At 64.1% G+C, this 1,723-nt stretch carries 1 protein-coding gene; it reads right to left on the reverse strand.

All coding sequences use genetic code 11. The features are described 5' to 3' along the window. Positions 1–51: 51 nt before the first annotated feature. Positions 52–1,723, reverse strand: a 1,672-nt coding sequence (locus ACRC1E_RS10885) for a site-2 protease family protein (protein WP_438515120.1), incomplete at its 5' end; no start/stop codon positions are given.

Below are 1,723 nucleotides of genomic sequence, written 5' to 3' on the forward strand. Positions count from 1 at the left end.
TGGTCATCGGTTTTTAGCCAGAAAAAGGCCCGCCACCGGCGGGCCCGTGCATCAGAAACCGGTCTCCCGTATCAGTACGATCACGACCGGTTTGAGTGCTTCGAGCAGCCAGCTTTGTGCCGGGGCATCGATCACCGCCTGACCACGCAGTGTCGCCATTTGGCCGGGCGCGCCATCCAGTTGTACCCGCACCCGGTAAAGTGCATCGCGGGCATGCAAGCCCCCCTGATCCGGCAGTACCGCCACCGGGCCGCCATGCCGGCTGGAGAGCATGGGGTGGGGCAGTTGCACGCTGCGGGTGGTATCGATCGCACTGACCCGCCCGTCTATGGGGGCCAGATGCTTGTTTTCCGGATAAAAGCGTACCCGTGCCTGCTGGCGGATGCGCGGCAGGTCTTTTTGCTCCACCAGAATGTCGGCCTGCCATTGCCCCGCGGCGACCAGCATCGCTAGCGGCTGGCGCGGATTGACCCATACCTCCTTGTCCAGTTCGGGATCGATATCGACGAGGGTGCCGGCAAACGGCGCCTTGAGTGTCAGTCGCGCTGCCTCGTCGGTCTGCGCATAGAGCTGTGCCTCCTGCATCGCGAGCTGGCTCATCAGGCTGGCACGTTTTTCTTCACCGTCATTCAGTCCGGACAGACCGCGCATCTGTAGGTCCAGCGCCGCGCTGGAAAACTGAGCCTGGCGTGCGCGGTAATCCAGCTCCGGCTGGTCCAGACGGAAGACCGGCGCGCCGGCAGCAAAGTGGGTGCCGGCTTGTGGCATGGCGTCCAGACGTGCCGGTAGCGGGCTGTAGAACACATGTTGTGCACCGGGGTGAGCCCAGCCCGGTGCCGTCAGCCGGGTTGACCATGGCAGCAGCGCAATCAATAGCAGCGCGAGCAGGGTCAAGGCGGCCGCGCGCTTACGGTAGGCGGTGATTTCGTCCTGACGCGCATGCCAGACCTTGAGTTCGTTCCAGATCGGGCGCAGTACGAAGACGACGATCTCGACCGCGAACAGGATGATGCCCAGCAGCTTGAAAAACATGAAATACACCGCCAGCGCGATACCGGTGAAGGCAATCAGACGGTAGATCCACACGCCGTAGGCAAAGGCGATCAGCGCCCGGCGCCGCACCGGCGCGAACGGTTCGGGGTCGGGATCATGCCAGCCCAGCAAGCGCCTGCGCATGGCGGTGCGCGCCAGTGCGAACGAGCGCTCGTGCAGGTTGGGCATATCCAGCGCATCGGACAGGATGAAATAGCCGTCAAAGCGCATAAAGGGGCTGGCATTGAGCAGCAGCGAAACCAGCCAGGCGGTCGTCGCCAGAAAGAACAGTGCCTGGCGCGCATCGCCGTCATCGGTCAGATTCCATGCCAGTGTGGCCAGAATGGCCAGTGCCAGCTCGCTGATGATGCCGGCCGAGGCGATCGCGAGGCGCTGCTTGCGCTCGGATAGCCGCCAGCTCTCGCCGGTGTCGGTGTACAGCATCGGCCACATCACCAGAAAGGCGACGCCCATATGCGCCACCCGCAGCCCGTAACGGGTGGCGGTCAGCGCATGACCCAGCTCGTGAATGCTCTTGGCCACCGCCAGCGCCAGCAGATAGCCGACCAGACCGCCGGGCGACAGGGTATCGAGGAAACTGGCGACAAAAACATCCCATTGCCGGGCGGTCAGTACCAGCGCGAGCAGGCCCATGGCCGCGAACGCCAGTGCCGTCGGGCGGGTAAACAGC

This window comes from Craterilacuibacter sp., from assembly GCF_051659485.1.
Taxonomy (GTDB): domain Bacteria; phylum Pseudomonadota; class Gammaproteobacteria; order Burkholderiales; family Chromobacteriaceae; genus Craterilacuibacter.